Source organism: Bacillus sp. 7705b, assembly GCF_002289525.1.
Classification (GTDB): domain Bacteria; phylum Bacillota; class Bacilli; order Bacillales; family Bacillaceae; genus Bacillus; species Bacillus halotolerans.
This window is the reverse complement of the sequence record NZ_NSDH01000034.1, coordinates 25653-48886: the sequence shown is the minus strand read 5'-3', so window position 1 is coordinate 48886 and position 23234 is coordinate 25653. Positions and strand designations below refer to the sequence as shown.

General features: G+C 44.8%; 24 protein-coding genes. 10 read left to right on the top strand and 14 right to left on the bottom strand.

The window, feature by feature from the left end; genetic code table 11:
* Nucleotides 1-7: 7 nt before the first annotated feature.
* The 4 genes from gdh to gabT form a co-directional block, all read right to left on the bottom strand.
* The gene (gdh, locus tag CJU60_RS14115; protein ID WP_024120229.1) at nt 8-793 is read right to left on the bottom strand and encodes a glucose 1-dehydrogenase; all 786 of its coding nucleotides are present in this window, start codon (nt 791-793) and stop codon (nt 8-10) included.
* Nucleotides 794-811: 18 nt separating this feature from the next.
* Nucleotides 812-1675: a glucose uptake protein GlcU gene (glcU, locus tag CJU60_RS14110; RefSeq protein WP_024120228.1), complete on the bottom strand. Its 864-nt coding sequence runs from the start codon at nt 1673-1675 to the stop codon at nt 812-814.
* Nucleotides 1676-1800: 125 nt separating this feature from the next.
* Nucleotides 1801-3189, bottom strand: coding sequence for a succinate-semialdehyde dehydrogenase (gabD, locus tag CJU60_RS14105; RefSeq protein ID WP_095714092.1), 1389 nt, complete (start codon nt 3187-3189; stop codon nt 1801-1803).
* A 70-nt stretch (nt 3190-3259) separates the two neighbouring features.
* Complete coding sequence (gene gabT / locus CJU60_RS14100; RefSeq protein WP_095714091.1) at nt 3260-4573, bottom strand: 4-aminobutyrate--2-oxoglutarate transaminase; 1314 nt, start codon at nt 4571-4573, stop codon at nt 3260-3262.
* Nucleotides 4574-4678: 105 nt separating this feature from the next.
* Here gabT and gabR point away from each other — a divergent pair, with 105 nt between their 5' ends.
* The gene (gene gabR, locus CJU60_RS14095; protein ID WP_095714090.1) at nt 4679-6118 is read left to right on the top strand and encodes a MocR-like transcriptional regulator GabR; all 1440 of its coding nucleotides are present in this window, start codon (nt 4679-4681) and stop codon (nt 6116-6118) included.
* A 1-nt stretch (nt 6119) separates the two neighbouring features.
* On the opposite strand, the gene CJU60_RS14090 is transcribed toward gabR, so the two are convergent.
* Nucleotides 6120-6434 (bottom strand): ArsR/SmtB family transcription factor, encoded by a 315-nt coding sequence (locus CJU60_RS14090; RefSeq protein WP_024120224.1) that lies wholly within the window; start codon nt 6432-6434, stop codon nt 6120-6122.
* 140 nt (nt 6435-6574) lie between these two features.
* Here CJU60_RS14090 and CJU60_RS14085 point away from each other — a divergent pair, with 140 nt between their 5' ends.
* From CJU60_RS14085 to CJU60_RS14070, 4 genes are all read left to right on the top strand, one after another.
* A complete protein-coding gene (locus tag CJU60_RS14085) occupies nt 6575-6862 on the top strand; it encodes a putative quinol monooxygenase (protein ID WP_003225015.1) in 288 nt (95 codons plus the stop codon).
* A 16-nt stretch (nt 6863-6878) separates the two neighbouring features.
* Nucleotides 6879-7628 carry an NADPH-dependent oxidoreductase gene (locus CJU60_RS14080; protein WP_024120222.1) on the top strand — a complete coding sequence of 250 codons (750 nt, stop codon included), beginning with the start codon at nt 6879-6881 and terminating at the stop codon, nt 7626-7628.
* Between the two features lie 162 nt (nt 7629-7790).
* Entirely contained in the window at nt 7791-8669 is an 879-nt protein-coding gene (locus CJU60_RS14075; RefSeq protein ID WP_095714089.1) for a TetR/AcrR family transcriptional regulator, read from the top strand.
* 18 nt (nt 8670-8687) lie between these two features.
* Nucleotides 8688-10106, top strand: a complete 1419-nt coding sequence (locus CJU60_RS14070; RefSeq protein WP_095714088.1) for an MDR family MFS transporter — start codon at nt 8688-8690, stop codon at nt 10104-10106.
* A gap of 47 nt (nt 10107-10153) precedes the next feature.
* Here CJU60_RS14070 and CJU60_RS14065 read toward each other — a convergent pair whose 3' ends face one another.
* Genes CJU60_RS14065 through yclN form a run of 4 tightly spaced genes read right to left on the bottom strand, consistent with a single transcriptional unit; the run spans nt 10154 to nt 13771 of the window.
* Entirely contained in the window at nt 10154-11107 is a 954-nt protein-coding gene (locus tag CJU60_RS14065) for a siderophore ABC transporter substrate-binding protein (RefSeq protein ID WP_024120219.1), read from the bottom strand.
* A gap of 21 nt (nt 11108-11128) precedes the next feature.
* Nucleotides 11129-11887, bottom strand: a complete 759-nt coding sequence (yclP, locus tag CJU60_RS14060) for a petrobactin ABC transporter ATP-binding protein YclP (RefSeq protein ID WP_095714087.1) — start codon at nt 11885-11887, stop codon at nt 11129-11131.
* Nucleotides 11881-12828, bottom strand: a complete 948-nt coding sequence (gene yclO, locus CJU60_RS14055) for a petrobactin ABC transporter permease YclO (protein WP_024120217.1) — start codon at nt 12826-12828, stop codon at nt 11881-11883. The genes yclP and yclO overlap by 7 nt, the downstream gene beginning before the upstream one ends.
* Complete coding sequence (gene yclN / locus CJU60_RS14050) at nt 12821-13771, bottom strand: petrobactin ABC transporter permease YclN (RefSeq protein WP_010333025.1); 951 nt, start codon at nt 13769-13771, stop codon at nt 12821-12823. The genes yclO and yclN overlap by 8 nt, the downstream gene beginning before the upstream one ends.
* A 385-nt stretch (nt 13772-14156) precedes the next feature.
* Between yclN and CJU60_RS14045 the strand changes: the two genes are divergently transcribed.
* From CJU60_RS14045 to CJU60_RS14035, 3 genes are all read left to right on the top strand, one after another.
* Nucleotides 14157-15521: an aspartate kinase gene (locus tag CJU60_RS14045; RefSeq protein WP_095714086.1), complete on the top strand. Its 1365-nt coding sequence runs from the start codon at nt 14157-14159 to the stop codon at nt 15519-15521.
* Nucleotides 15522-15671: 150 nt separating this feature from the next.
* Nucleotides 15672-15782, top strand: coding sequence for a YjcZ family sporulation protein (locus CJU60_RS14040; protein ID WP_024120215.1), 111 nt, complete (start codon nt 15672-15674; stop codon nt 15780-15782).
* 146 nt (nt 15783-15928) lie between these two features.
* The gene (locus CJU60_RS14035) at nt 15929-16021 is read left to right on the top strand and encodes a YjcZ family sporulation protein (RefSeq protein WP_024120214.1); all 93 of its coding nucleotides are present in this window, start codon (nt 15929-15931) and stop codon (nt 16019-16021) included.
* A 104-nt stretch (nt 16022-16125) separates the two neighbouring features.
* Here CJU60_RS14035 and phrC read toward each other — a convergent pair whose 3' ends face one another.
* The 4 genes from phrC to yclJ form a co-directional block, all read right to left on the bottom strand.
* Complete coding sequence (phrC, locus tag CJU60_RS14030; protein WP_024120213.1) at nt 16126-16248, bottom strand: phosphatase RapC inhibitor PhrC; 123 nt, start codon at nt 16246-16248, stop codon at nt 16126-16128.
* Complete coding sequence (gene rapC, locus CJU60_RS14025) at nt 16232-17380, bottom strand: response regulator aspartate phosphatase RapC (RefSeq protein ID WP_024120212.1); 1149 nt, start codon at nt 17378-17380, stop codon at nt 16232-16234. Before rapC ends, phrC begins: the two co-directional genes overlap by 17 nt.
* A 169-nt stretch (nt 17381-17549) precedes the next feature.
* Nucleotides 17550-18974 (bottom strand): two-component system sensor histidine kinase YclK, encoded by a 1425-nt coding sequence (gene yclK / locus CJU60_RS14020; RefSeq protein ID WP_095714085.1) that lies wholly within the window; start codon nt 18972-18974, stop codon nt 17550-17552.
* On the bottom strand, nt 18961-19644 hold the full coding sequence (yclJ, locus tag CJU60_RS14015) for a two-component system response regulator YclJ (RefSeq protein ID WP_024120210.1): 684 nt from the start codon (nt 19642-19644) through the stop codon (nt 18961-18963). The genes yclK and yclJ overlap by 14 nt, the downstream gene beginning before the upstream one ends.
* A 212-nt stretch (nt 19645-19856) precedes the next feature.
* On the opposite strand from yclJ, the gene CJU60_RS14010 reads away from it, so the two are divergent.
* Both CJU60_RS14010 and CJU60_RS14005 read left to right on the top strand, forming a co-directional pair.
* Nucleotides 19857-21311, top strand: a complete 1455-nt coding sequence (locus CJU60_RS14010; protein ID WP_095714084.1) for an ABC transporter permease — start codon at nt 19857-19859, stop codon at nt 21309-21311.
* Between the two features lie 15 nt (nt 21312-21326).
* Nucleotides 21327-22007, top strand: coding sequence for an ABC transporter ATP-binding protein (locus CJU60_RS14005; RefSeq protein ID WP_095714083.1), 681 nt, complete (start codon nt 21327-21329; stop codon nt 22005-22007).
* Nucleotides 22008-22109: 102 nt separating this feature from the next.
* Here CJU60_RS14005 and CJU60_RS14000 read toward each other — a convergent pair whose 3' ends face one another.
* On the bottom strand, nt 22110-23234 hold the full coding sequence (locus tag CJU60_RS14000) for an endospore germination permease GerKB (RefSeq protein WP_024120207.1): 1125 nt from the start codon (nt 23232-23234) through the stop codon (nt 22110-22112).

Below are 23234 nucleotides of genomic sequence, written 5' to 3'. Positions count from 1 at the left end.
TTTTGATTTATCCGCGTCCTGCCTGGAAGGAAGGGTATTGTGTCATACCGCCGTCCGCGAATAACGTAATGCCTGTGACGTAGCTGGCTTCCTTCGAAGCAAGCCATGCTGCCACTGCCGCAATTTCCTCCGGTTCACCGATATATCCCATCGGAATCATGCTTTCTACATCTGCTCTCTGCTTAGGATCAGCAAATTTTTCAGCATTGATTGGCGTGTTGATCGCGCCTGGCCCGATATTGTTGACACGAATGCCTTTCGGCGCATATTCCAGCGCCAATGTTTCCGTCATCAGCTTGATTCCGCCTTTACTTGCCGCATAGTGAACAAATAATGGCCACGGAATCACTTCATGTACGCTCGACATATTAATGACATTTCCTTTTATATCGTTTTCAACAAAATATTTAATCGCTTCACGGCATCCTAAAAAGGCGCCCGTTAAGTTCGTGCTGATGACTTTTTCCCAATCCTTGAGCGGCATTTCATGAGACGGCACGGGATTTTCAAGACCGGCATTATTAATCATAATATCGAGTGTGCCGAACTCTTTAATCGCTGTTTGAACGATGTTTTTTACATCTTCCTCTTTCGTTACGTCTCCTTGGACGACAATGGCTTCACCGCCCGCCTTGATGACCTCTTCTTTTACCTCGTTTGGATCCTGTTTATTACTGTAATAGTTGATGACCACTTTCGCCTGCTCCTTGCCGAAGCGAATGGCCATTGCCTTTCCTAATCCTGAAGCAGCTCCTGTGATAGCGACGACTTTTCCTTTTAAATCCGGATACATATTCATCCTCCTTAACCGTTATGAATTCGTTTTGGCGATCCCTAAAAATACGGCAGCCGCAATAATCAGTGCAATCCCGATCGCAATCGCAATCAGCTGGCGTTTTGATTTCTTTTCACGCAGGATGAAAATACCGCCAAGCGTCGAGATGACAATTCCCATTTGAGAGAGAGAAAAGCTTGTGGCAACGCCGACTTTCGGCTGAGAAATAAACAAAAACATATTTCCCCCTGCCCAGATTAAGCCCGGGAGAATATTTCGGATGGCATACTTATTGAAGGGCTTGTGCTTATAGGTTAAAATGACCCCTCCAATAACCATCCCGATCGCCTGCGGCAACAGGGCGGACCATCCAGATACATTAAATAATCTTGCGACAACGACATAAATCAAATAACCCAATGTCGAGACCAGAAGGATTAAAATGCCCTTTTTTAAGTTGCTCGGCTCTCCATCTTTTTTGTCTTTCTTATCTTCTAATGACGTAAGAACGATACCGACAATAATAAAGATAAGAGCGAGGACTCCAAGTGTAATCGAAATCGGTGTTGACCACTCTCGGAAAACAATGACGCCGAACAGTGAGGTGGAAACAAGCTGCATCCCTGTGGAAATCGGCATCGTTTTGGACACACCCATTAACTGAATGCTTTTGAGCTGGTTGCTCTGCCCAAGTGACCAAAATAAGCCGGATATAATTCCAACGATAAAAATGCGCATGGACAAGACGGGTTGGACAAACAAATAAATAACGATAGAAACAATTAACGCCCCGATCGTCGTTCCCAGTGTTTGGCTGTACGGCCCGCCGCCTAATTTAACATTGAAGAGAACAATGCTCCCCCAAAACAAAGCCGGGAGAAGAGCCAAAAATAAATCCATTGTTGGGGAACCTTCTTTCAAAATGTATTTGCTGTTATTTTGGCTGGAATTGATATGTTTATTCGCTGAAACAAAAAAAGAGCTGCCGGATCTTCCGGCAGCTCTTCAGGAGCATATCGTTTCGTTTATAAACCGATGGACATATATTTTGTTTCAAGGTATGGTTCGATACCTTCTGAACCGCCTTCACGGCCGATTCCGCTTTCTTTCATTCCGCCGAAAGGAGCTTGAACCGCGGACGGTCCTCCGTCATTCCAGCCGATAATTCCGTACTCAAGGTTCTCGGAAATATAAATGCCGCGGCGGTAATTTTCTGTGAAGAAGTAAGCAGCCAAGCCGTACGGTGTATCGTTGGCAAGCTCAATTGCTTCATCAATATCTGTAAAAGTGACGATTGGCGCAACAGGGCCGAATGTTTCCTCGTGCATAATATTCATGGACGTATCGACGTCAGCGAGCACTGTCGGATTGACAAAGTAGCAGCCTTTATCATCGTTTCGTTCATAAGTGCCCCCAGCGACAACCTTCGCTCCTTTTTCAACCGCATCATCAATTTGGCTGACGATTTTTTCAAAGCCCCTTTTGTTGATAATCGGACCGACGTTTACGCCTTCCTCAAGTCCATTTCCTACCTTCAGCTTCGATACTTGCTCGCTCAGTTTCGCAGCAAATTCATCTTTGATGGATTCATGGACGATGAGCCGGTTGGCGCATACGCAAGTCTGACCCGCGTTTCGGTATTTAGACACCATTGCCTGTTCAACAGCAAGATCAATGTTTGCATCTTCATCCACAATCAGCGGGGCATGTCCGCCGAGCTCCATGGATACGTGTTTCACAGTATCGGCGCTGTTTTTCATCAGGATTTTCCCTACAGGTGTTGATCCTGTAAAGGTGATTTTGCGGATTTTCGAACTGCTTGTAAAAACATTTCCGATCTCCTCGCCATCACCGATGACAACCTGAAGCACGTCTTTTGGAATACCTGCTTCGTATGCGAGGCGTGCAAGTTCATAGGCTGACAGCGGTGTATCAGGCGCCGGCTTGATAATAAACGTACAGCCGGCAGCAAGAGCAGGCGCCGCTTTACGTGTAATCATCGCATTTGGGAAATTCCAAGGCGTAATCGCGGCAACTGGGCCGACTGCCTGGCGCGTCACGACAATTCGTTTTCCGGTTGTCGGAGCCGGAACGGTTCTTCCGTATACACGCTTCGCTTCCTCTGCGAACCATTCGATATAACCGGCGCCGTACAGCACCTCTCCGACAGCTTCCTGGTACGGTTTTCCGTTTTCCTTCGTAATTAAATCTGCAAGTTCTTCTTTATGTTCAACGATTAGCTCATACCACTTTTTCAAAAGAGACGCTCTTTCGTTCGCTGATGTTTTAGACCATGATTTAAACGCTTGATGTGAACGTTCAATGGCTTCTTCTACTTCTTTGGCTGATTGCTGAGGAATCGTTTTGATCGCCTCGCCTGTAGCCGGGTTGTAGACCGTTAATTGATCTGGCATATTGAACATTCCTTTCTATTCTTGGATTTACTTAAAATGATAGCAGACCCGTGTGCGGTCTTTCCAATGATTAAGCTCGCAGACCTGCTTCCACAATGTGGAGCCCTTCATTCAGAAGGTCATCTGAAATAACCAGCGGCGTCAGGAAGCGGATGATATTGCCGTTGATTCCGGCTGTCAGCAGCAGCAATCCGTTTTGATTCGCGTACGCTGCGATGGCTGCCGCTTTCGCTTTATCAGGTTCACGTGTTTCAGGGTCTTTCACGATCTCGATGGCTGCCATCGCCCCAAGTCTGCGGATGTCACCGATAAACGGGTATTCTGTTTGCCATTCAAGCGCTTTTTCTTCAATGATCCTGCCGATTTCCTCAGAACGTTCATTCAGGCCTTCTTCTTCAATAATGTCCAAAACAGCCAATGCCGCCGCGCACCCAAGGGGACTTCCCGCATACGTGCCGCCGAGCTCTCCGGGCGCCGCCGCATCAAGCATTTCCGCGCGTCCGATCACACCGCTTAACGGCAGCCCAGCCGCAAGAGATTTCGAAACCGTGATCAGGTCTGGCACGACATCAAAGTGCTCGATCGCGAAATAAGTGCCCGTTCTGGCAAATCCGGTTTGAATTTCATCGGCTACAAAGACGATGCCGTGTTCTTTACAGAAGGAAGCGACGTGCTGCACAAACCGTTTAGAAGGAATAATGAATCCGCCTTCTCCCTGCACCGGCTCCATCACAACACACGCTACCGTTTCAGGAGCAACTGCTGCGATAAAGAAGTCATTGAACGCTTGAATGACCATATCGTCATATGCATCATCACTCAGTCCGGCAGGCTTCTGATAATAATACGGAAACGGCGCCTGGTATACCTCTGATGCAAATGGGCCGAAACCGAATTTGTACGGCTTTACCTTGCTTGTCATGCTCATTGTCATATTCGTGCGTCCGTGGAACCCGCGTGTAAACGAGACAACGCCTTGGCGCTTGGTATACTTTCTGGCGATTTTCACAGCGTTTTCCACCGCTTCCGCTCCGGAATTGAGGAAAATCGCTTTTTTCTCATGAGTGCCCGGCGCAATGCCGCAAAGCTTTTCAGCTAATTCAATATAAGACGGATACATCATGACGTTAAAGCCCGGATGGATCAGCTCCTCCGCCTGCCGCTTCACAGCTTCTACCACCTTCGGATGCGAGTGTCCGACGTTTAAAGTTCCAATAGCACCCGCAAAATCAATAAATCTCCGGCCGTCCAAATCATACAGCTCTGCTCCCTCTCCTTTTACCGCCAGGCTGCGGTTTCCGTTGCTCACACCTTTTGAGACAAATTGGTCCCGTTTTTGCTGCCACTCTGCTGTAGTGAAAGTTGATGCCGTTGTTTGACTCATGTGAATTCCCCCACTGTCATTATTTTCTTACCATTCTGACTTCTTTTTGGTATGATGAAAAGTACCAATTATAACTTTTTGATGGTACCAGAAGGAGACACCACAATGGACATCACAATCACTCTCGATCGCTCAGAAAAAGCGGATTATATCTATCAGCAGATTTATCAAAAGCTGAAAAACGAAATCCTCAGCCGTAATCTGCTGCCCCACTCGAAGGTTCCCTCCAAACGAGAGCTGGCTGAAAAGCTGAAGGTCAGCGTAAACTCTGTGAATTCAGCCTATCAGCAGCTGCTCGCCGAAGGGTATTTGTACGCTGAAGAAAGAAAGGGTTTTTTCGTGGAACAGCTGGACACATTCTCCTCTGAGGAACAGCCCTCATCTTCACTGCCGGATGATCTGAAAGAGGTTCATATCGATCAAACCGATTGGATATCTTTTTCACATATGAGTGCCGATACAGATCATTTTCCAATGAAAAGCTGGTTTCGCTGTGAGCAAAAAGCGGCTGCCCGCTCACACCGCACGCTCGGCGACATGTCTCATCCGCAAGGCATATATGAGGTAAGAGCCGCCATTACAAGGCTGATCTCTCTGACGCGGGGTGTGAAATGCCGGCCGGAACAAATCGTCATCGGGGCGGGCACCCAGGTGCTGATGCAGCTGCTGACTGAGCTTTTGCCTCAGGACGCGGTGTATGCGATGGAAGAGCCTGGCTACAGGCGAATGTACCAGCTTTTGCAACATGCCGGAAAACAGGTGAAGACGATTATGCTTGATGAAAAAGGGATCTCCATTTCTGAAATCATCAGACAGAAGCCTGATGTATTAATCACTACCCCTTCACATCAATTCCCGGCCGGAACAATTATGCCTGTATCCCGGAGAATTCAGCTGCTGAACTGGGCAGCGGAGCAGCCGAGCCGCTATATTATTGAGGATGATTATGACAGCGAATTTAAATATGATGTAGACAGTATCCCGGCGCTCCAAAGCCTCGACCGATTTCAAAACGTCATCTATATGGGCACCTTTTCAAAATCACTTCTCCCCGGATTGCGGATCAGCTACATGGTGCTGCCGCCGAAGCTGTTACGGGTATACAAAAAGCGGGGCTATGACCTGCAGACCTGCTCGTCGCTCACACAGCTCGCCCTGCAGGAATTTATCGAGTCCGGAGAATATCAGAAGCATATTAAAAAAATGAAGCAGCATTATAAAGAAAAGAGAGAACGCCTCATCCGCGCATTAGAATCAGAGTTTGGAGGGGAGATTACGGTAAAAGGGGCAAATGCGGGACTGCATTTCGTCACCGAATTTTATACCTGCCGCACGGAACAAGAGATACTCGCGCATGCCGCCGCCCAGCAGCTTGAAATCTTTGGGATGAGCCGGTTTCGCTTAAAAGAAAGCCGTCCGCAGCCGGACAAGCCCGCGCTTATTATCGGCTTTGCACGGCTGAGGGAAGAGGACATTCAGGAAGGTGTGCAAAGACTTCGCCGCGCTGTTGATGGACATAAAAAAATCCCCGGTTCAGGGGATTGATTTACCAGCGCTCCTGGTCCACGTTCAGCACTGCTTCAAGCAGGCCCGGAAATGCCCTTTCAAGATCTTCTGTGCGAAGCGAATAATAACGGCGCTTTCCTTCTATGCGTACTTGAGCGATGCCCGATTCTCTTAATACTTTAAAATGGTGGGACAAGGTCGACTTTGCAACCTGTACATCAGCACAGGTGCTGCACGTTTTCTCTTTTGCTTCGGCCAATTGCTTCACCAGCTCTAAACGAAGCGGATCACTCAGTGCGTGAAGAACCTTTGTCAGCTGCAATGTTTCTGTTTCTGGATGGTTTGGAATGTTCATGACACAAATGTATCACACAACAATTAGAATGACAATTTTACTATTTGAGGGTTTTTCCTTTACCTGATTTTGATTACATGGTACATTTAGTTCGATCAAATTCGAACAATAAATTTTAAAGACAAATGGAGGAGATTTACATGATCGTATTACAAGCTTATATCAAAGTAAAACCCGAAAAACGCGAAGAATTCTTGAGCGAGGCACAATCACTGGTTCAACATTCAAGGGCCGAGGAAGGCAACGCCCAATACGACCTTTTTGAAAAAGTAGGCGAAGAAAATACATTTGTGATGCTTGAACAATGGAAAGATGAAGCGGCGATGAAATCTCACAATGAAACTGCGCATTTCCAAGGATTTGTAGCAAAAGGCAAAGAACTGCTGAGCGCTCCTCTTGATGTTGTCCGCACAGAGCTCAGTGAGTAAAGAAAGGATGTCTCACATGAACGAAGTAATCAAATCATTAACAGACCACCGCTCCATCCGCAGCTATACGGATGAGCCAGTGTCAGAAGAGCAGCTAGACCATATTATACAAGCGGTGCAATCAGCCCCTACTTCTATCAATGGGCAGCAAGTGACCGTCATCGCAATTCAGGATAAAGAGCGGAAAAAGAAAATCTCCGAACTGGCGGGCGGACAGCCTTGGATTGACCAAGCTCCGGTTTTCTTGCTTTTCTGCGCAGACTTCAACCGGGCAAAAATTGCGCTTGAAGATCTGCATGACTTCAACATGGAAATCACAAACGGTTTAGAATCCGTTCTTGTCGGCGCTGTAGATGCCGGCATCGCACTTGGCACGGCGACTGCGGCAGCTGAATCACTCGGTCTTGGCACTGTTCCGATCGGCGCAGTTCGGGGAAACCCAAATGAACTGATCGAGCTGCTTCAGCTTCCGAAATACGTGTTCCCTGTATCGGGTCTAGTCGTCGGCCATCCTGCTGATCGTTCAGCGAAAAAACCTCGTCTTCCAAAGGCAGCGGTTTATCATAAAGAAACGTATTTGCAGCAGGACGAGCTGACATCACACATTCAGTCATATGATGAACAAATGGCCGAATACATGAAAAACCGGACCAACGGAAAAGAAACACGAAACTGGTCACAAGGGATCGCCTCATACTATGAGCGCCTGTACTATCCGCATATTCGTGAAATGCTCGAAAAACAAGGGTTTAAAGTTGAAAAATAAGCCTCACCCGGCCTGTCGGAATTCCGGCAGGCCTTTTTATTTGTCCGGATAAAATCCATTGACTTTCATTTTGTTTATTTGGTAAAATTTTATCAATGTTACTCATTGGTTTTCTGTGAACCAATGGGTTTTCTATTGTTCAAGAAAGAAGGAAGCCATGAGATGCTTGATAAAAAAACAGAAATCTTGTTAGCCGCGCGGAAGCTTTTTTCTGAAAAGGATTTTACGTCGGTTTCCATGCAGGCAATCGCAGAAGAATGTAAGATATCAAAAGCTTCGATATATAAGCTGTTTCAGTCGAAGGAAGATTTGCTTTTGGAGCTGCTGACGTTTAACCAGAAGCAAATGGTGGCCGCGGCATCAAGACTGCAGGAAAATACCGCGCTGACACCGGAGGAGCGTTTGATTCAAAAGGTCAAAATGGAGCTGGAAGGATTCAGGCGGAATCAGCAGTTTTTTAATATGCTGACCTACGGAAACCCCAAGCTGCACAACGACCGTGTAAAACAGCATATCCATCAGACCAGATCAACGATTATCTGCTGGCACCGCGATTCGCTGATCCAGGCGTATGGAGAAACCATTCTCCCGTTTGTATGGGATTTAGTGATCATTCTTCACGGCATGATGCGTGAGTTTTTAATGCTGATCAAAATAGAGGAAAAACCGCTTGAGCTTGACCCGATCGCAGCGTTTATCATCAGCACCCTCAATCAGATTGTCAAAAACAGAGAAACACGGCAGTCCCTGCTTCCGCCTGAGACCATCGAGCTTTATATCCAATCGGCGTCCTCCTACCAGCCAAAGGATAAATCACTCCTGTTATCAGAAAGCCTGAAAGAATTACATAAAGGCATCTCTTCCCTGCCCGCCGCGGATTATGATGTCGATGAGCTGACATCCGCTGCAGCCATGCTGGAAGAGGAAGCAAAAAAGGAAGAGCCCCGCGCCTTTTTACTGAAATCACTGATTGGCTATCTGGAACAAACCGGTGTTTTAACACAGCAAATTTCTATGTTAAAAACACTGCTAATTACTTAAAGAAAAGAAGGGATCTTATTGGACACAAGTATTGAAAAAAAACCGTTTAACCGTTCTGTCATTGTCGGCATTTTGTTAGCCGGGGCGTTTGTCGCCATTTTGAACCAGACACTGTTAATTACCGCTCTCCCCCATATCATGAGGGATTTTCATATAGATGCAAACCAAGCCCAATGGCTGACGACTTCATTTATGTTAACGAACGGTATTTTAATTCCGATTACTGCGTTTTTAATTGAAAAATTCACGAGCCGTACGCTTCTCATTACGGCGATGAGTATTTTCACTGCCGGAACAATCGTCGGCACGTTTGCCCCGAACTTTCCGGTTCTGCTGGCGGCCCGTATCATTCAGGCAGCCGGAGCCGGCATTATGATGCCGCTCATGCAGACAGTATTTTTAACGATCTTTCCGATTGAAAAGCGCGGCCAGGCTATGGGTATGGTCGGATTGGTCATCTCCTTCGCGCCTGCGATCGGACCGACTCTTTCAGGATGGGCAGTAGAAGCTTTCTCATGGAGATCATTGTTTTATATCATTCTTCCGTTTGCCGTGATCGATTTGCTTCTCGCTATCATTCTTATGAAAAACGTGACGACATTAAGAAAAACACAGATTGATATTTTATCAGTTATCCTGTCGACACTTGGATTTGGCGGACTGCTCTATGGCTTCTCAAGCGTCGGCTCTTACGGATGGACCAGCTCAACGGTTCTGATTTCACTGCTAGTGGGCGTGATCGCGCTGCTCTTATTTATTACAAGACAGATGAAGCTTGAAAAACCGATGCTGGAATTCCGCGTATTTACGTTTGGTATCTTCAGCTTAACAACCCTGCTGGGAACCCTTGTCTTTGCATTATTAATTGGTACAGAAACAATTCTGCCGCTGTATACACAAAACGTCAGAGACGTCACAGCCTTTGATACAGGGCTTATGCTTCTTCCGGGAGCCATTGTAATGGGCTTCATGTCACCGATTATCGGAAGAATTTTTGACCGTGTCGGCGGAAGAGGCCTGGCGATTGCAGGTTTCTGTATCATCTTCCTGACATCACTTCCGTTTATGCAGCTGACTGACCATACGTCACTGGCTTGGATTGTCGTTTTATATACCGTTCGTCTCTTAGGGACAGCGATGATTATGATGCCTGTGACAACAGCCGGAATCAATGCGCTGCCGCGCCACCTGATTCCGCACGGAACAGCGATGAACAATACGGTTCGCCAAGTCGGCGGCTCCATCGGAACTGCTCTCCTGGTATCCGTGATGAGCAACCAGGCGGCACATGCAGGAACCACAAATGTAAAACACGCCGCTCTGCACGGCATGAACGCCGCTTTTATCGTGGCAGCCTGCATCGCGCTTGCCGGCTTACTTCTATCCTTTACATTAAAGAAACCTCAGCGCCCTGCCGAACAGCAGCCGGCACGCTGATCCTATAAAAAAGAGCCCCGCTTTGAGAGCGGAGGCTCTTTTTGGTTTTACTTCTCTAAACCGTCTTTCACTTCTTTAATCATTTGCGTCATTGACTCAAGTCCGCCTCCTGATAAGTACCAAGTAGCTGAATCAAGGTAAACGACATGATTATTTTTCACGGCGTTTACGTTTTTCACATAGTCATTTTCAACGACTTGTTTTGTAGATGATGTTTCTCCGATTGCTGTACCGCGGTCAATAACAAACAGGTAATCAGGGTTTGTTTTTGAAATGTACTCATATGAAACGCTTTGTCCGTGAGTAGATGCTTTGATATTTTTATCAGCCGGTGTCACGCCGAATACGTCGTGGATCAGCCCGTATCTTGATTTAGAACCAAAGGCGCTGATTTTGCCGTCGTTCGCCATAATCACAAGGCCGTTTTTGTTTTTCTTTTCAGCTGTTTTCTTAAGATCCGCAATTGAGTTATCAATTGTTGCGAGCTCGTCTTTTACTTCATCTTCTTTATCAAAGATTTTACCGATTGTTTGTGCATCTGATTTAAATGATTCCATGTAGTTCGCTGTATCTACGCCAAGGTAAATGGTCGGTGCAATATTAGAGAATTCTTTGTAGGACTCAGATTGTCTGCCAGAGATAATGATCAGGTCAGGCTCTAAATCCGCTACTTTTTCAAAGTCTGGCTCTTTTAAGCTTCCGACATCAGCATATTTATCATCTTTGAATTTGGACAGATATTTAGGAAGGGCTTGTTTCGGCAGGCCCGCTACTTTATCATCAAGACCTAATTTATCTAATGTATCTAAGCTTCCTAAATCAAATACAACGACTTTTTTAGGGTTCTTTGTCACTTTTGTGCCGTTTTTGTCCAGCTGGTGTTTCACCGTCATTTGTTCTTTCTTCGTGTCAGAACCTTTGCTGCTTGAGCTTTGGTTTCCGCAAGCGGAAATGACAACAGCCGTCACCAATGCGATGAATAGAATTGCAAACTTTTTCATGCTCTTCACCTCTTCTGTATACTAAGAAAAATAAACACCTATTCTTTGGTTATCAATCGTCTGAATCGGGATGGTCATATCGTAGATTTCTTCAAGCACAGAGGTTTCAATCATCTCCTCCGGCGGCCCCTCTTTTACGATTCGGCCGTTTTTCAAAGCAACGATATGATCGGAGTAGACGGAAGCAAAGTTGATATCGTGAATTACGATCACGATTGTTTTTCCAAGCTCCTCTACCAGTCTCTTCAGAAGCTTCATAATTTCAACTGAATGTTTCATATCCAGATTGTTCAGCGGCTCATCCAGAAAAATGTAATCCGTGTCCTGGGCAATGACCATTGCGATAAAAGCCCTTTGGCACTGTCCGCCGCTCAGCTGATCCAAGTACTTATCCTGAATCTCCTCCAGCTTCATATAACTGAGCGCCTGGTTGATATGAACCCAGTCTTCCTCTGTCAGCCGGCCCTGTGAATAAGGGAATCTGCCGAAACTGACAAGGTCTTTGATGGTCAGTCTGATATTGATTTGGTTCGCCTGCTTTAAAATACTCATTTTTTTGGCAAGCTCTTTGCTGTCGCAGGTTCCGATCTCTTCTCCGTCTATGAAAATCTCACCGGAATCCTTTTTGATCAGGCGGCTCATAATAGACAGCAGCGTACTTTTGCCGGCGCCGTTAGGACCGATAAACGAGGTGATTTTGCCTTTTTGAATCGTGACTGACGTCTCTTCAAGGACAACTTTCCCTCCATATTGTTTGCTTACATTTTTGACCTCTACCATGATTTATTCTCCTTTAACAGCAAGTAGATAAAATAAATCCCGCCGGCAAAATTAATAATAACGCTCAGCGTCGTTGAGAAGGTGAATACTTTCTCAACCACAAACTGTCCCCCGACTAACGCAATAATGCTGATTAAAACAGAACCTGCGATTAAGTACGAATGCTTATATGTTTTCAGAAATTCTCTCGCCAGGTTGACAACGAGAAGCCCCAAGAACATAATCGGGCCGACAAGCGCTGTAGAAACAGAAACAAGGATCGCGATCACGATCAGCATCTGTTTGACAACTTTGTCGTAGTTAATGCCCAAATTGACGGCGTGTTCACGGCCGAGTGACAGCACGTCAAAAAATTTCGTGAAACGCCAGACATAGATACCGGTCAGCAGGAAGATGATGAAGGCGAGCCATAACAAATCAGTGTTGATGTTGTTAAAGCTGGCAAACATTTTGTCCTGCACAACCTGAAACTCATTCGGATCAATCAGCATCTGCATAAAGGAAGACAGACTGCTGAACAGCGTGCCGAACACGATTCCGATGAGCAGAAGAAAGAAGATATTTTTCCCCTCACCTTTGAACATGATCTGATAGAGAACAAAAGAAAACAGCACCATCAGCAAAACAGAGATGATGAAGTTGATGTTTTTATTCATGATTACGATATTCATAGAACCGAACAAAAAGATGATGACGGTCTGAATCAGCATATAGAGAGAATCAAGGCCTAAAATGCTGGGCGTCAGGATGCGGTTATTCGAGATGGTTTGGAAGATCATCGTCGAAAACGCAATCGCTCCGCCTGTCAGCATAATGGCAGCGACTTTTTTGATTCTTCTCGGCAGTGTGTAATCCCAATTGCCTAAGTCATAAAACAGAAACAAACCGATACATACAACGGCTATACCAACGAGCAACGCAATTTTCATCTGGTTACGCATACGCTTTTCTCCTTAACAGCATAAACAGGAAAATGCCGCTGCCGATGATTCCGACCATCAGACCAATCGAGATTTCATATGGGAAGATAATGACTCTGCCCAATATATCGCAAAACAGAACAAAAACCGCTCCCAGCAGCGCAGTGTGCGGCAGGCTGTTTTTCAGGTTGTCTCCTCTGTAGATCGATACAATGTTCGGGATGATTAAACCGAGAAACGGAAGCATACCGACAGTCAAAATGACAAGTGACGTAATCAGGGATACGATAATGAGCCCGATGTTCACAACCCGTTTATACTTGAGGCCGAGGTTGACAGAAAAGCTTTCTCCCATACCCGCCACTGTAAATTTATCCGCATAAACATAGGCAATGATGACAAGCGGAATACTCAGATAAAGAAGCTCGTATCTCCCTTTCACAACTAAGGAGAAATCCCCCTGAAGCCATGATGACACGTTCTGGATCAGGTCATATTTATACGCGATAAACGTCGCGATTGAGCTGACGATATTCCCGAGCATTAAACCGACTAGCGGAATAAAGATGGTGTCGTTAAACTTGATTCTTTCAAGAATTTTCATAAACAGAAAATTGCCGACTAAAGCAAAGACAAAAGCAATCAGCATTTTCATTAAAGGACTTGCCGATGTAAACAGAAGCAAGGATATTAAGATTCCCAGCCTCGCCCAGTCCATCGTGCCGGCCGTTGTCGGTGACACGAATTTGTTTCTGGTGATCTGCTGCATAATCAGCCCGCAGATGCTCATGCTCATGCCCGCGATTAGAATGCTGATCAGCCGCGGCAAACGGCTGGCAAAGAGCGTTGACGCCTCTTCTTTGCTTAAATCAAAGAGATCAAGCGGCGACAGATCTTCTACGCCGATAAATACAGAAGTGACTGCTAATATGATAAGTAGAAAAAATAAGTAACGTAGCTTCATGCTGCCTCCTTACATCCTCACAGCAAAAAGAACGTATCTCCTACTCCGCAAGGACTCAAAACAATATGGCCATATAGTAATTGATTATCATTATCATTTACATATTACCATTTTTCTAGTGTTAGTCAATATTCTTTAAAAATATTAACTTCGTTATCTATTCAATTTTACTAATCATTCAAACCATTTCCCATCACAAATCGTTAGTCTGTTTACCATATTTATCTTCACTATGCTTCAGGTTCGTCATCAGACCTGACATAATTCCTCCCTATAAATACAAATGTTCATTCCACAAAGAAATTTCTCCTTGATTTACAGAACTGAAAGAGGGATAATAAATACTAAATTTGTGTGAAAATTTTAAACATTAGGAGATGTAAACATGAAGGTCGTTAAATTCGGAGGCAGCTCACTCGCTTCAGGCGCACAGCTTGAAAAGGTGTTTCAAATCGTAACCTCAGATCCCGCGCGCAAAGCTGTAGTGGTTTCGGCTCCGGGCAAACGCTATTCCGAGGATACGAAAGTGACTGATCTCTTAATCGCATGTGCTGAACAGTATTTATCATCCGGCAGCGCCCCTGAACTGGCGGAAGCAGTCATTGAACGGTATGCTCTGATCGCAAATGAGCTTCAGCTTGAGCCGTGTATTATAGAAAAAATCCGTGATGATTTGTTTACGCTTTTAGAAGGAGATAAAAGCAATCCCGTACAATATTTGGACGCAGTCAAAGCAAGCGGTGAGGATAACAACGCTAAGCTGATTGCCGCTTATTTCCGCCACAAAGGCGTGAAAGCGGAATATGTGAACCCGAAGGATGCCGGCCTTTTTGTAACAAACGAACCCGGCAACGCGCAGGTGCTGCCTGAATCGTATCAAAATCTCTTTCAGCTGAGAGAGCGTGAAGGCCTCATCATATTCCCCGGCTTTTTCGGATTCAGCAAGGATGGCGATGTGATGACATTCTCACGGAGCGGTTCTGATATTACAGGCTCCATTTTGGCCAACGGTCTTCAGGCCGATCTGTACGAAAACTTTACTGATGTAGATGCCGTGTACTCTGTTAATCCTTCCATTGTTGAGAACCCGAAGGAAATCCACGAGCTGACATACAGAGAGATGCGCGAGCTGTCGTACGCAGGCTTTTCAGTGTTTCATGATGAAGCGCTCATTCCGGCCTTCAGAGCGGGCATTCCCGTACAGATCAAAAATACGAACAACCCGTCGGCGAACGGAACACGCGTCGTCAGCAAACGCGATAACACTAACGGTCCTGTCGTCGGCATTGCCAGCGATACCGGCTTTTGCAGCATTTATATCAGCAAGTATTTAATGAACAGAGAAATCGGGTTTGGCCGCAGAGCCCTTCAAATCCTAGAAGAACACGGTTTGACGTATGAGCATGTTCCATCGGGAATTGATGACATGACGATCATCTTAAGACAGGGCCAAATGGATGCTTCGGCCGAACGAAGCGTAATGAAGCAGATTAAAGAGAACCTTCATGCCGATGAAGTCATTGTCGAGCACAATCTGGCGCTGATTATGGTTGTAGGAGAAGCAATGCGCCATAATGTCGGCACAACGGCAAGAGCGGCCAAAGCCTTATCAGAGGCGAAAGTGAATATCGAAATGATTAACCAAGGATCTTCTGAAGTGAGCATGATGTTCGGCGTAAAGGAAGCCGAAGAAAGAAAAGCCGTCCAAGCATTATACCGGGAGTTTTTCGCGGGTGTGCTGGTCTCTTAATCTATACATAAAAGCGGGCGGCAGGGCCCGCTTTTTATATTGTCCGCCGCGATAGCCTCATTGTTCATTTTTTGCCTTGTCACTATTATCCCTATCAATCCGGCCATGTCCGCATATTTTGTAGTATCCATCATAGGGAGGTGAAGCCTTATGTCAGGATACGCTAACGGCGGCGGTTACGGCATCGGTTCTTTCGCTTTGATCGTTGTATTGTTTATTCTATTGATTATCGTAGGTACTGCATTTACAAGAGGCTTCTAAGTCTGCAGTACAGCGCCGTAAGACAATATCATTGTCATGCGGCGTTTTTTAGTTGTTTTCTTTATTTTTCAATCTATATCCTGAAAGCCCTGTCCGCCGCGTTTATGCAGCATATCATAAAGTAATCTCACAAGGAGGTGGCACAGATGTCTGGTTACGGAAACTCTTTTGCTTTGATTGTTGTGTTATTTATCCTCTTAATTATCGTGGGAACTGCGTTTTTTAACGGAGGCTACTAAGAAAAAGGAATCTCCATGAATCAGGCGGCGCCGTAAGGTCCATATCCTGCGTTGCTGTTTCTTTAAAAGAAAACCCCTTCTCTTATTGAGAAGGGGCCTGGTTCTTACGTCATTCCTCTTTCTGTGACATGAAAGTCGGATGCTTCAGCATGTTCAGAGACGCCAACCGCTGTAAAAACAGCTGCTGCAGCCAAACAAATAACAAATAACTTAGATTTCAATTTCATACAAACCTTCACTCCTTTGTATTTGTTTTCTTGCCTCTTCAACTCTAAGAAAGTAGGAAGCAGACAGTTCAAACCATTTTTGTTCATAGTAATATTTTGCTACTTCTAGGCCTAAATCCTCTATATCAGCATACATATTTTTATTTTTTAAATATCGGAAACATCGTTCGATTCCTTCTGTATTGGGCTGTGCCTGATATAGGGATTGTAAAAACTCAAATTTTACCGCGTAATCTGCATCGTCTGTTTCTTTAGCATATTCATAGCCCCTCTTGTGATATTCCGAGGCCTTCTCATGTTTTCCGCGTTTATAATAAATAAGTGTTATTAAAAAATATGCTTGAGGCAGAGAATTGGTGATTCTGCTGTTTTCAAAAGTGGAAACCGCTTTCTCAAAATGTTCAATGGCAGGGTCGAGAAGGTCTTGATTGTAATAACACAGCCCTAAATTATAAAATGCTCTTCCGACCAATTGGGCTTTTTGTTCCGCTTCCGCCATCTCCAGCGCCAATTTGAAATGCCGTGCGGCTTGTTCAAAATTTCTCTCATCCATAAGGTTAACCCCGAACACGAAATGGCATTGGATTATCCGAACATTATAGGTTTCCTGCTCTACATAAATTTCATATGCATTTTTGATATGAATCAATGAAAAGTACGTTTGCTTCATATAATAATAAGCTTCCGCAATTTTAAAATAAAATTCAGCCCGTTCAATATGATCGGAAACAAAAGAAAGTTTTTTCTCCGCCTGTTTGTAATATGTAATGGCAGAAATAAATTCCCGCTTATCAAACTCATACATTCCGCGGAAAAAATTCACATAATAATCGAGAAGCCCTTTCAGATCAGCTTGGTTGCTGTCTATATTTCGTGATAATTCAGACAGGCTTGGCTGGTCTTCGATATTTAATTTCTCCAGCGGCTCGAGATAATCAAGCATAAGCTGGTGGCGAAATTCCATTAGTGAGTAATATAACAGCAAGTTGGAATCATGCTGCATGTGTTTCAGTTCCTGCTGGATTTCAGCTTTTAGCACCTCGGCATCCGGCACGCTGAAGGTCCGGATATATTTGTACCACTCGTTAATTTTTTGACCGACCGCTGAAGAAGGAATTACCCCGCTCTTCATTCCTTCACCCTCTCCCCATCAAAAACTGTTTATGTCATATTTTATCATGTTTACAGACTGTCCTAACCCGAAAAACACGCAATCTTTATTTCGGGAGCACGCAATAAAAAAAGGAATACCGAAGCGCTGTTAGAAAGAAGGCGGCAGCATCTGACGATATGCCGCCGCCTTACATGATTGATTGCTGTTTTGCAGGTAAAGGAAGGCGGATAATGAATGTTGTGCCTTTCCCTTGTTCACTCTTAATGTCTATTGTACCTTGATGCATTTCAACAAGCTGCTTGACGATGGAGAGGCCGAGGCCGTATTCTCCGTACGCCGTGTTCGTTCTTGAAATATCAGCTTTGTAGAACCGCTCCCAAATATGCTCGATATCCTCTTTTGAAATGCCGATTCCCGTATCTTCAATTTCGATTATGGTCTCTTTATATCCTTCTGTTCCCCGCAGCCAAATGTCACCTTGCTGCGTAAATTGGATGCTGTTTTTTGTAATGTTCACGAGGATTTGAATTAACCGGTCATAGTCCGCATGAACGATCACGCTGTCCTCCACCTGAATCATCAGCTTATTTTGCTTTTCTTCCGCCTGCTGTTCAAGGTGCTCTTTCATGATTTCGAATACTTCAATCAGCGGAACGTCAAGCTTGTTCAGGGTGATTTGCTGTGATCTGATTTTTTCGTAATCGAGATTTTCTTTTACGAGCCGCAGCATTCGCCTCGTTTCCTCACTGATGAGCGCGAAGCATTTTTCTTTATTCTCCTCTGGAATCGTATTGCTGTTCAGCCCTTCAACCAAACCGTTAATGGTTGTCAGCGGCGTTCTTAATTCATGGGATACATCGGCAATAAACTGCCTTCTCCGCTTCTCAAGCCGATCGATTTCATCCCTCGACTGCTTTAATTTTTTCGCCATGATATTAAAGTCAGACGCCAGCACCCCGATTTCATCCCGGTAGCCGTTTTCCAAGTGGATGTCATAGTCGCCGGAAGCCACTTTATCCGTTGCTTCTCTCAGCTTTTGAATACGTTTCACATGGAATTTGGAAAGCAGCCAGCTGACGAGAATGGTAATGACAAGCGTGCTGATTATCGCGTAAAACATATAGAGGTTGACCTGGTTAATCATTTGCTCTACGCCGCTGATTGGAGAAATCAGCAGTACCGCGCCTTTAAATTCATTGTTAACAAAAATCGGCTGTGCAACAAGGGAAACCTCATCGTTAAAACGGCCATCCGCTCTGTTCATGACCACCTGCCCTTTTTTCAGCTTCTCCCACTCCGCTTTCTTCAGCTTTTCCCGTGGGTGAAAGTCTTCAGGGTGAAAATAAGGCTGCTGTGCTTCATTAAAGATGATAAACTGTGTCTTTCTTGTGCGTAATATATCCTGATATGGGTACAGCCGGCGCATATCAACCTGGCCGGTTTGAAATTCGCTTGCAATCTGCACCGCATATGACGTCAGTTCCTCTACTTTATTTTGGTAGGCAAACTCTTTCACAAAGTAAGAAAAAAGAGAAATAATGATAACAAATGCTAAAATTAATATGCTGACATGGCTCAGCAGCAGCTGATATAAATATTTAATCCTCATCAAATTTATACCCTACTCCCCATACAGTATATAGGAAAGGCCTGTCCTCACTTGCAAGCTTTTTCCGCAGCCGTTTAATATGAACATCGACAGTCCGTTCGTCTCCGTAGAACTGATAGCCCCATACCTGCTCAAGCAGCTGCTCTCTGGAAAACACCTGCCGCGGGTTCTGCACAAGGTAATAAAGCAGGTCAAATTCCTTAGGCGTGAGGTTTTCAACAGGCTCCCCATTTAAAAATACTTCTCTCGTCTTTTTATTAATTTTAAAGCATTCCGATTCAATCGTATCTTCTTCCGCTGCCGCCTTGCCCGTCGCCTGATATCTTCTGTTCACGGCTTTGATGCGGGCAACCAATGTCAGCGGGCTGAATGGCTTCGTCACATAATCGTCCGCACCCATCTCAAAGCCGATCACCTGATCTGATTCGGTGTCTCTGGCAGTCAGCATGATAATCGGAACCGTGCTTGTCTCTCTTATTTTTCTGCAGATGGTTACGCCGTCCATAGACGGAAGCATAATATCCAGAATCACCAAATCCCAATTTTCTTCAGCAAAGCGCTGATACCCCTCTAAACCGTCATGAACAAATTCAGCTTCAAAACCTTCTTTAAAAAAGAACATCTCTGTCATCGTACAAACACTTACGTTATCTTCTATCATTAAAATTTTCATTGGATCCTCCGATTGTTTTGATGCTTTTCTATATAATAGCACCATTTTATACAGAGAATTTTGGGTTTCACAATTGTTAGTTTTTATTTCATCAACTAGAAATAGATTGTTCATATTTTTTTCATACCTTTGGACTACTATAAATTTATCAACAAGCGGGCCTGCCTCACAGGCGGTCTTATCTATAAAAATACCTATACGGAGGAACATAAATGAATTTTATCAAACGGGCTTTTTGGAACATAAAGGCCAAAAAAGGAAAAACGTTTTTGCAGTTATTTGTGTTTACAGTGATTTGTATATTTGTTCTGTCTGGCCTCACGATCCAGTCAGCAGCTCAAAAATCCAGCGACCTTGCCAGACAGGAGCTGGGCGGAAGCGTTACGCTTCAAGTTGACCGCCAAAAACAAATGGAGAAGCAGCAGGACAGCGGTGAAAAACGCAGCTTCGAATCTACACCGATAAAAGTGTCTGATGCCAATAAGCTGACAGCGCTTGATCATGTGAAGAGCTACAACTTCATTACATCAGCTTCAGCCAACGCCGGAAACTTCGATGCGATTGAAAGCTCAAGCTCTAGTGATTCGAGCACAGACTCAAGCTCAAGCGATACAAAAGGCGCTCCAATGCAAGGCGGAAAACAAATGGTTCAAGCCGATCTTTCGATTGAAGGCGTCATCAGCACGTCGCTGTTAGAGCAATTCTCTGACGGAGATTCAAAAATCACAGACGGCCGCGCGATTACAAAATCTGATGTCGGCAAAAACGTCACAGTGATCAATGAAACATTAGCAGAAGAAAATGATGTAAGCGTTGGAGATTCCATCACAATAGAATCAGCAACAGACGAAGATACAACACTCAAACTGAAGATTGTCGGTATTTATAAAACAACGTCTTCAGGCGATGATCAAGCCCAGAATTTCTCATTCTTAAATCCTTACAATAAGCTTTACACACCTTACACAGCAACAGCGGCTCTGAAAGGTGACGATTATAAAAACACGATTGATTCAGCTGTTTATGATATGGACGATGCTGAACATATTGATGCATTCGTTAAAGCAGCGAAGAAAACGTCAATCGACTTTGATACGTTTACTTTAAATACAAACGATCAGCTTTACCAGCAAATGGTCGGCCCGATCGAAAATGTAGCTTCTTTCTCTAAAAACGTTGTGTACCTTGTATCAGTGGCAGGCGCTGTCATTCTTGGCCTCATTGTCATGATGTCAATCAGAGAGCGCAAATATGAGATGGGTGTGTTAATGGCTATCGGTGAAAAACGGTGGAAGCTGATTGGCCAGTTCTTAACTGAGATTCTGATCGTGGCAGTTGTGGCCATCGGCATTGCATCAGTGACTGGAAATCTGGTCGCCAACCAGCTCGGCAATCAGCTCTTATCCCAGCAGATCAGTTCATCAACTGATTCAACACAAACCGCAAGCGGCCAAATGCCCGGCGGCGGGGGCGGCATGGGCCACGGAATGTTCAGCCAAAGCTCTTCAAACGCGGACGTCATTGATTCACTGAATGTGGCAGTTTCGATGAACGATATGCTTGTACTCGGCGGAATCGGAATGTTAATCGCTGTCATTGCAACGCTGCTGCCGTCTATTTCAGTACTGCGGCTCCACCCGAAAACGATATTGACAAAACAGGAATAGAAAGAGGCGAAACGAATGAGCTTATTAGAATTTCAACAAGTCGGCTACTGGTATAAAGACAAAAGCCAGCCCTTGTTTCAGGATATTAATATCAGCTTTGAAAAAGGTAAATTTCATACAATTGTCGGCACCTCAGGGACAGGAAAAACGACCTTCCTGTCTCTGGCAGGCGGACTTGACGCACCTAAAGAAGGACATATCCTTTATGGCGGAAAAGCTGTTTCTAAAATCGGATTGACGAATTTCAGAAATAAATACGTATCAATTGTCTTTCAGGCGTACAACCTGCTTCCATATATGACAGCTCTGCAAAATGTGACAACCGCCATGGAAATCACAGGTTCAAAGGAAAAGAATAAAGAAGCATATGCGTTGGAGATGCTGGAGAAGGTCGGCATCAATGAAAAACAAGCCCGGCAAAAGGTGCTGACATTAAGCGGCGGACAGCAGCAGCGTGTTTCCATTACAAGAGCGTTTTGCTGTGACACGGACTTGATCGTTGCCGATGAACCGACCGGAAACCTTGACGAGGATACGTCAAAAGAAATTGTGCGGCTCTTTCAGGATTTGGCGCACAAAGAAAATAAATGCATCATCATGGTGACGCATGATGAACAAATTGCAAAGGTATCTGACATTACCATCAGACTTTCACGAGGAAGCTTTACTGTGACGGAAAACGCCGCAGTCGTTTAACAAAAACGCGCCTCTGCCAGTGCAGACAGGGGCGCAACCTAAATCCCCCTTTTATATAGAAGTGAACGTAAAAAGAGCGGCGGCTGCATCCCCCCGCTCTTTTTATTGTTTCTGTTTATCAGCCTGTTTCGATTTCTCTCTTCTCTTCTTTTTCCAAACAGCGAGGATAAACAGAAATAATGGAAACAGCACTTGAAAGGGCAAATGAATGTACAGCGGCACTACTTTCAGCCCTTCATTTAAATGCTCTGAAAAGTTGGTGGCAATTGCGATAGAGAGGATGAGTATGCCCAGTCCCATTGGATATGCCAGCTGTGAAGGATTTTTTTCCTTAAAAAGAGTGGACGCACCCACCACCACCGCATACAGATAGAGGCTGACTTTGAAGAAGCCGCCGATAATCAGTGCCAGCATAAAAAAGATATCAAGCCGATCCAGAAATTCTTCCACTTTGATTGTCTGAATCGTACTTAAAAGCGGAAACTGCGATCGCAATGTCAGATCAACATCAAGCACACTGATATTAATCGCTACAGTAAGCGCCACAACCAATCCGCTGATGACCATAGCGAGCATCCCCACTTTTTTGACATTCTTGCGATCATTGAGATTAGGGAAAATCATTACAAATAAAACAATTTCACCGAACGGAACGTACATGGTTTGTGTGAAAACAGAATGAATAACAGGGAAAATCCCGTCTGCTAAAACCGGTTTTAAATTTTTCAGATCTATGGAACCCGATACAATGATCAGCACGAGACCGAGCGCACCCAATAGATACATTGCCCCGAAGAGAAGCTCACCCGCCCGCGCCAGCACTTCAATTCCTTTTCTGACGGCATATATGCTGACCACCATTAGTAAAGCATTCACGATGATAATCGGAGTATCATGGTAAGCAAACGTCAGCAGCATTTCCCCGAAATCACGCAGCACCCGGGCGGCAATATATGCAAAATACAAGATATAAAGAAACGAAAAGAACCAGCTCAGCTTTTTGCCGAGCATATCATCCATGTATTCTTTCGGGGAGAACTCCGGATAGCATTGATAGATCCCCTGATACAAGTAAAAAAGAAATAAACCAACTGCACAGCCTAATAGCACTGCTATCCAGGCATCCCGGCCCGCCATCGTTCCTGGTGTAATCAATAAGGAGCTGCCCAGCTCAAAAATGATCATCATGACAAACAGCTGCCTAATGCTGATTTTGGCTTTTTCCAT